The 7273-nt window shown below is 64.9% G+C and carries 7 protein-coding genes and 1 pseudogene; 5 read left to right on the forward strand and 3 right to left on the reverse strand.

From position 1 onward, the window contains the following. The 5 genes from EN925_RS15890 to EN925_RS15910 all read left to right on the forward strand — a co-directional run. Nucleotides 1–903: TIM barrel protein (locus EN925_RS15890; protein ID WP_245487229.1), on the forward strand; the 903-nt coding region annotated here is incomplete at its 5' end. A gap of 41 nt (nucleotides 904–944) precedes the next feature. Further along, nucleotides 945–1997, forward strand: coding sequence for a substrate-binding domain-containing protein (locus EN925_RS15895; protein ID WP_024502965.1), 1053 nt, complete (start codon nucleotides 945–947; stop codon nucleotides 1995–1997). A gap of 68 nt (nucleotides 1998–2065) precedes the next feature. Next, complete coding sequence (locus EN925_RS15900; RefSeq protein WP_128336689.1) at nucleotides 2066–3571, forward strand: sugar ABC transporter ATP-binding protein; 1506 nt, start codon at nucleotides 2066–2068, stop codon at nucleotides 3569–3571. Next, nucleotides 3568–4884 carry an ABC transporter permease gene (locus EN925_RS15905; RefSeq protein WP_013528456.1) on the forward strand — a complete coding sequence of 439 codons (1317 nt, stop codon included), beginning with the start codon at nucleotides 3568–3570 and terminating at the stop codon, nucleotides 4882–4884. The genes EN925_RS15900 and EN925_RS15905 overlap by 4 nt, the downstream gene beginning before the upstream one ends. Next, entirely contained in the window at nucleotides 4881–5849 is a 969-nt protein-coding gene (locus tag EN925_RS15910) for a substrate-binding domain-containing protein (RefSeq protein WP_013528455.1), read from the forward strand. Before EN925_RS15905 ends, EN925_RS15910 begins: the two co-directional genes overlap by 4 nt. A 42-nt stretch (nucleotides 5850–5891) precedes the next feature. Here the strand turns inward: EN925_RS15910 and EN925_RS15915 are convergent, their stop codons facing one another. From EN925_RS15915 to EN925_RS15925, 3 genes and pseudogenes are all read right to left on the reverse strand, one after another. Next, nucleotides 5892–6353 carry a MarR family transcriptional regulator gene (locus tag EN925_RS15915; RefSeq protein ID WP_127368433.1) on the reverse strand — a complete coding sequence of 154 codons (462 nt, stop codon included), beginning with the start codon at nucleotides 6351–6353 and terminating at the stop codon, nucleotides 5892–5894. Beyond that, nucleotides 6350–6934, reverse strand: coding sequence for an amino acid synthesis family protein (locus EN925_RS15920; protein WP_024502071.1), 585 nt, complete (start codon nucleotides 6932–6934; stop codon nucleotides 6350–6352). The genes EN925_RS15915 and EN925_RS15920 overlap by 4 nt, the downstream gene beginning before the upstream one ends. Then, nucleotides 6927–7273, reverse strand: a pseudogene (locus EN925_RS15925) (UPF0280 family protein); the annotation flags it as partial. The pseudogene EN925_RS15925 and the gene EN925_RS15920, both read right to left, overlap by 8 nt.

Here is a 7273-nt window from a genome sequence, read left to right on the forward strand (position 1 = left end):
CTGCTGCAGATGGCGGCGCGCGCCGCCAAGGTCGGCGGGCTTACCGATCTCGACCTCAACTTTCCCGACCATGTCACTGAAAAGCCTGCGGAAATCGCCCTCAAACTGAGCGATCTCGGGCTTTCTATCAATGGCTTTGCCATGCGCTACTACTCCAACCCCGCCTTCAAGCTCGGCGCCTTCACCAATCCGGATCCGGCGGTGCGCCGCGAGGCCATCGACCTGACCAAAGCCGGCATCGATGCCGTGCGTGAGGCCGGCGCCAGCCTGATGACGCTGTGGCTCGGCCAGGATGGCTTCGACTACGCCTTCCAGGCCGACTATGTGACGCTTTGGCAACACGAAATCGAGGGGATTCGTGAAGTAGCCGCGCATGATCCCGACTGTCAGATCAGCCTTGAGTACAAACCGAACGAACCACGCTCCTACAGCCTGATGCCGGATGCGGCGACGACCTTGCTGGCGATCCGCGATGTCGGCCTGCCCAATCTGGGCGTCACCCTCGATTTCGCCCATGTGCTCTATGCTGACGAACAGCCGGCCTTTGCCGCGGCCCTGGTGGCGCGCCACAGCAAGCTGCTCGGCGTGCATCTGAACGACGGCTACGCCAAGCGCGACGACGGCCTGATGGTCGGCGCGGTGCACACGCTGCAGACCATCGAGCTGCTCAGGCAGATTCGCCGCGACGGTTACGCCGGCGCCATCTATTTCGACACGTTCCCCGACATGACCGGGCTCGATCCGGTGCGCGAGTGCGAAGTCAACATCGCCACCGTCAAGCGCATGCTGCGCGTCGTCGACCGGCTGGAGCAGGACAATCGCCTGTCCGCCGCCATGGACAGCCAGGATGCGGTGACGTCGCAGGCCATCATCCAGGAAATCATGCTCGGGCCGGATAGCTGAGGCATCCGCACCATTATCGTTTTCAACAAGGGAGGAATACAATGAAACTTCTGCTTGCCACTGCTACCGCCGCACTGATGGCGCTGTCGATCGGCTCTGCCTTTTCGGCCGACCTCGCGCCGCTCAATTCCGACACGGAAAAGGACCGCATCGACTGGTCGCAGGTCGAGGCCAAATTCGGCGCGTTCCCCAAGCTGCCCGAAGGCACCAAGGCAGGCGCCGTCTCCAAGACGCTGACCAATGAATACTGGCGCTCGCTGGGCGAGGGCTACACGGCATTCGGCGCCAAGGTCGGCGTTCCCGTCGTCTATCAGGCAGCGCAAAGCGAGGGCGACCAGCTCGGCCAGCTCACCATTGCCGAAGGCCTGGTGACCCAGGGCTACAACGTGCTGCTCGTCTCGCCGCAAACGGATGCCAATCTGCAGCCGATCATGGAGCAAGCCAAGGCCGCCAACGTGCCGGTGGTCAACGTCAATGACGCCGTCATCCCGCAGGCCGAACATTATGTCGGCAATGTCCAGCGCGACAATGGCGTGCGCGTCGCCAAATGGTTCATCAAGAACCGTCCGGATGGCGGCAAGGTCGCCATCGTCGAAGGCCAGGCTGGCGTCTATGCCGCCGTGCAGCGCACCGACGGCTTCAAGTCGACCATCACCGAGGCAGGCAAGTTCGAGGTCGTCGCCAGCGTTCCCGGCAACTGGGACCGCCAGACCTCCTATGATGCGGCCACCAACATCCTGCAGCAGCACCCCGACCTGATCGGCTTTTATGCCAACAATGACGGCATGGCGCTCGGCATCGTCGAGGCAGTCAAGGCCGCCGGCCTGCAGGACAAGGTTGCGGTCTTCGGCACCGACGGCATTTCCGACGCCTATGCCTCCATACGGGCCGGCGAACTGACCGGCACGGTCGACAGTTTCCCGGTGCTGACCGGCGAAGTGGCGTTGGAAACTGCTCTGCGTCTCGTCGCGGGACAGAAGCTGCCCCGCGTCGTCGCCACGCCCCAGGCACTGATCACCAAGGACAATGCCGACCGCTATTCCGGCGCCGGCGCGCGCAAGGCACTGCTCGAGGACGCGGCTGCGGGCCAGTAAGGCCAATCGGCGAGTGCCGGCCAGAGCAATTCGCTCCCGCCGGCACCGTTGCCCGGAGATAGAACCCAATGTCACCCCGGCTGCAATTCCAGGGCATTTCCAAGCTGTTTCCGGCCGTGCGGGCGCTTGACGGCGTGTCGTTCTCGGTAGGTGCCGGTGAAATCCACGGCCTGCTCGGGGAAAATGGCGCCGGCAAGTCGACGCTGCTGCGCATCCTGTCTGGCGTCCACACGCCGACAGCGGGAAGCGTCCTCATCGACGGCAAGCCGGTTACACTCGCCAACCCGGTCGCCGCACGCGCTGCGGGCGTCGCCATGATCCATCAGGAATTGCAGCAGGTACCACGCCTTAGCGTCGCCCAGAACATGTTCTTAGGCCATCCGCTGACGCGCGGCGCCATCTTCGTCGCTCGGCGCGAACAGGAGCGCCGTGCTGCGGAGGCTCTTGCGGCCATCGATCCCTCCATCGATCCGGCTGCACCCCTCGGTACCCTGAAGGTGGCGCAGCGGCAGATTGTCGAGATCGCCCGCGCGCTGCTCGATCGCGCCCGCATCGTTGCCATGGACGAGCCGACATCGAGCCTGACGCCGAGCGAATTCGAACGGCTGGCGCAAGTCATCACCGGCCTCGCCCGCGACGGCGTCGCCGTCGTCTATGTCTCGCACAAGCTGGACGAGGTGTTCGGCATCTGCCGGCGCGCCACCATCATGCGCGATGGCGTCGTCGTCGATTCCGTCGATCTGAACGACCTGTCGGAGAAAGCGGTCGTGGCGATGATGGTCGGCCGCGAACTGGCGCAGGAGCAGCATAATTCCCATGCCACGAACAAGGTCATGCTGAGCGCGCGTGGCCTCTCCTCGGCGACGAAGGTGCGCAACGTGTCGTTCGATCTGCATCGCGGCGAGGTGCTGGGCATTGCCGGCCTGGTCGGTTCCGGCCGCACTGAACTGCTGCGGCTCTTGGCCGGCGCCGATCGCGCCACGGCCGGGACGATTGCAATCGACGGCAAGGCGGCACGGTTCTTCAGCCCGCGTGACGCGATTGCCGCCGGCGTCGGACTGGTGCCGGAGGAGCGCAAACGCGAAGGCATCGTGCCGCTGCGCTCGATCACCAGCAATATGGCGCTGGCCTCGATGGCCGTGTTCGCGCCGCGCGGCCTCATCGATCACGCCAGGTTGAAACAGGTGGCGGCCGAGAAGATGAGCCGCGTCAATCTGCGCCCATTCCTGCTCGACCGGCCGATCCGCCTGTTCAGCGGCGGCAACCAGCAGAAGGCGATCATCGGCCGCTGGCTGGCGGCGGGAACACGCATCCTCTTGTTCGACGAGCCGACGCGCGGCATCGATGTCGGCGCCAAACGCGAGATCTACGACCTGATCTTCAAGCTGGCGCGCGATGGACTGGCCATCGCCGTCATCAGCTCCGAACTGCCGGAGCTTTTGCATCTCTCCGACCGCATCCTGGTGATGGCCGATGGCCGCCAGACAGGCATTCTTTCCCGCGATGCGGCCAGCGAGGAGGCCATCATGCGTCTCGCCGCCCCGCGCAGGACCATATCGAGACCAGCCGCATGACTGCCCTGAAACTCCTGTCCCGTACCAAGCTCTATTGGGGCCTGATCGCCATCTTCCTGATCGGCGTGCTGGGCTCGCCGATGAGTTCCAAGGGCAACAACATCTTCCTCTCCTACGGCAACCTGCTCGACGTGCTGCGCCAGGTCTCGACCACCGGGCTGATCGCCACCGGCATGACGGCTGTCATCATCACCGGCGGCATCGATCTCTCCGTCGGCTCGCTGATGGCCATCTGCTCGGTGGTCTGTGCCATGCTGCTGACGGTCCCAGGCGTGACGCCGGGCGTCGTGCTGGGCGTGCCGACCGTCGCGCTGGTGGCGCTTTGCCTCGGTTTCGTCGTCACCCGCTTCATCTTCCAGAACCTGGCAAAGTCCCGTGCCGGCGCCGATCTCGTCCGCGAGATCAGGCTGGACGGGATTCGCGGCCTGATCACGCCCGCCGTCGTCGGCGTGGTCTTGTGCTGCCTGTCGCTGTGGTTTCTGCTGCCGCAGATCGAGCCGAAATTCGGCGTGCTCGGCGTGCTGCTGGTGGCGCCGTGCGTTGGTTTGCTGTTCGGCGCGCTCAACGGCTTCATCATCGTTGCCGGACGGCTGCAGCCCTTCATCGTCACCCTGGCTATGATGGTGACGGCGCTCGGCATCGCACGGCTGACCGCCGGCCAGAACAATGCGGTGCTGCCGGTCTATACCGGCTCCAACGCCACCGCCGATTTCGAGATCCTGCGCTCGCTGGTGTTCGGCATCATCCCGATGCCGGGCCTGTTCTTCCTCGGCGCCATCGTGATCTACGGCGCGGTGCTGCGCTTCACGCCGTTCGGCCGCTATGTCTATGCCATCGGCGGCAACGAGGAGGCGGCGCGCCTCTCCGGCATCGCCGCCGGCCGCGTCAAGATCGCCACCTATGCCGTCTCCGGGCTGCTCGCCGGCATTGCCGCCGTGCTCTATGTCGCGCAGTACCGGCAAGGCAAGCCGGATGCCGGCGCCGGGCTGGAGCTCGACGCCATTGCCGCTGTGGTCATAGGCGGCACCAGCCTGATGGGCGGGCGCGGCAGCCTCATCGGCACGTTCTGCGGCGTGCTGATCTTCGGTCTGCTCTCCAACATCCTGCAGCTCCACAACATCAATTCGAACCTTCAGCTGGTGCTGAAGGGGATGATCATCATCGGCACCGTGCTCGTGCAGGAGCGCAATGCCGGTGATCTCCTGGCCTATCTGCGCCTGCCCGGCGGGCAATCGGCGCACAAGGAAACGGCCGCGGCAAAGCGGCCGTCGCAAGAGACACCGTCTCTCAATCTCGGAGGAAACAAAAAATGAAACGACGTGACATGCTGAAGCTTGCCGCCGTGACCGCGGCACTGCTGACCACCACCGCGCTGCTGACCACCGGCAATGCCTATGCCCAGGACAAGAAGTGGAAGATCGGCTTCTCGCAGGTGACGACCATCGAGCCCTGGCGCGCGCAGTTCAACAAGGACATCCTGGCCGAAGCCGCCAAGCACCCCGAGGTCGAGCTGATCATCACCGACGGCGAGGACAAGACCGAAAAGCAGGTCGCCGATGTCGAGAACCTGATCCGCCAGGAGGTCGATGCGCTGTTGGTGTCACCGAAGGAATCGGCCGGCCTGACCGGCGTCGTGCAGCAGGCGATCGACGCCAAGATCCCGGTCTTCGTGCTCGACCGCAATGTCGACACCAAGGACTACACGCAGTTCGTCGGCGGCGACAACGCGCTGATCGGCCGCGCGGCCGGCGAATATGCCGTCGAACTGCTGGGCGGCAAGGGCAAGGCTGCAGGCAACGTCGTCGAGATCTGGGGCGGCATGGGCACCCAGCCGGCGCATGACCGCCATGACGGCTTTCACGAATTCACCGACAAGGAGCCGGGCATCAAATATCTGCTCGACCAGCAATCGGGCGACTGGAAGCAGGACCAGGCCTACAATCTGATGGCCAACGCGCTGAAGAGCAACGAGAAGATCGATCTCGTCTACGGCCACAACGACCCGATGGCCTATGGCGCCTATCTCGCCGCCAAGGATGTTGGCCGCGAGAAGGACATCAAGTTCATTGGTATCGACGGCCTGCCCAATGAAGGCGTGCAGATGGTGAACAAGGGCGAGCTGACGGCGACCTTCACCTATGTCACTCCCGGTGCCGAAGGCCTGCGCCAGGCGATCAAGTTCCTCAACGGCGAGAAAGTCGAAAAGACCATTACCCTACCAACCGAGAAGATCACCAAGGAAAACGCCGCCCAGGTGCTGAAGGACAACGGCCTCTGAGGCAAACTTCCTGCCGGGTGCCTCCTTTGGCGCCCGGCGGGTCTAAGCCAGCTTCACCAGCAGCTTCATGAAGGTGGCGATCTCCTTGGCCGAGAGCGGCGCCAGCGTCTCCTTTGTGATCTCGCGCGCCGGCGGGATCAGGCGCTCGATGGCATCGCGGCCTGCCGCGGTCAGATTGACCAGCAGCCGTCTTTTGTCGACCTCGTGCCTGGAAAGCTCGACCAGGCCGCGCGCCTTCAGCCGGTCGATGACGCCCTTCACCGTCGCCGCATCCATAGCGATCAGCGTGCCGAGCTGGTTCTGCGAGGTCTCGCCGACGTCACGCAGCTTGGCCAACGCCGCGAATTGCGGCGGCGTCAGATCGCCGATATGCGCGGCAAAGATCGCGACATGGCGCTGATGCGCCTTGCGCAGGATGAAGCCGACCTGCTCCTGCAGCAGGTAACCCTGGTCGTCCGGCGCCTCGACCTCGACCAGCTTGAGCAGATTGTCCTCGCCGCTCACCGCAGCCCATCCCAGGCTTTGATGTCATCGGCCGCGAGACCACCCATGCGATCGTGGATGCGCGGGCCACAAGTCATGGCGAGGCAGAACAGGATCTCGTCGGGGCGCGGACCATCGGACATGCCGACTTCCATGGCGTCGAAATGGCTGCGCACATAGGCGGCGTTGATGTGGCCGAGCGGCACGTCGAGCTTCGAACCGAAAGCGCCGACCTTCTTGGCCGACGGCACGATCGCCTTGGCGTCGCCGAGCCGCTCGCGCATGGCGTAGCCGCCGGGCACATGCCAGAGCGCGCCGTGTTCCAGCTCACCTGCGGTGCCGACAATGGCGCCTTTGCCGTAGCCGTCGATCTGCTTGACGTCGCCGCCGAGCGCCGCGATCAGCCGGTCGGCGAGCAGCAGGCCGAGCGGCTTGAGATCGTCCATGGCGCTCTGCAGCTCCTCGACATAGCGCCCGGCGAACGGGTTCTTTACCAGCGCCATGGCGGCGGCACGGCGGCGCGGCACCTTGGCCACCGGCCCGCCCTCGTGAAAGATCTCTTCGGTCAGAACCGCGATCTTGCGGATCGGAAACTCAGGCATGGGCAACTTCCTCCCTCGAAGTTTCGTTGGGCGCGGCCAGCGCAACCGAGCCACTGATGCGGATCTCGCCGCCGAGAAACAGCGCCGACCCGGCAATAAGCCCCCGCCGGCGAAAATCTTCGGCGACGGCAAGGCCATTGTCCAGCGCGCGCGCCACTTCGCCAAGGGCAAGCGTGCCGACGCCTTGCGTCACCAGCCGCGAGCCGAGATCGCTGTCGGGCGACAGTTCGTGTGCGGAAATGCGCTTGATGGCGGGATTGCCGGGCAGGTCCACCGCGTTGGCGATGAGCGTCGCCGCCGCATCGGCTTCGGCGCCGGTCCGCGCCAGCACGGTGACGG

Source organism: Mesorhizobium sp. M7A.F.Ca.US.006.04.2.1 (genome assembly GCF_004022915.1).
Classification (GTDB): Bacteria; Pseudomonadota; Alphaproteobacteria; order Rhizobiales; family Rhizobiaceae; genus Mesorhizobium; species Mesorhizobium ciceri.

What these genes read in the sequence shown, in the direction of transcription:
- EN925_RS15895 (WP_024502965.1), top strand. Translation starts at nt 945, where the DNA reads ATGAAACTTCTGCTTGCCACTGCTACCGCCGCACTGATGGCGCTGTCG.
- EN925_RS15900 (WP_128336689.1), top strand. Translation starts at nt 2,066, where the DNA reads ATGTCACCCCGGCTGCAATTCCAGGGCATTTCCAAGCTGTTTCCGGCC.
- EN925_RS15905 (WP_013528456.1), top strand. Translation starts at nt 3,568, where the DNA reads ATGACTGCCCTGAAACTCCTGTCCCGTACCAAGCTCTATTGGGGCCTG.
- EN925_RS15910 (WP_013528455.1), top strand. Translation starts at nt 4,881, where the DNA reads ATGAAACGACGTGACATGCTGAAGCTTGCCGCCGTGACCGCGGCACTG.
- EN925_RS15920 (WP_024502071.1), bottom strand. Translation starts at nt 6,934, where the DNA reads ATGCCTGAGTTTCCGATCCGCAAGATCGCGGTTCTGACCGAAGAGATC.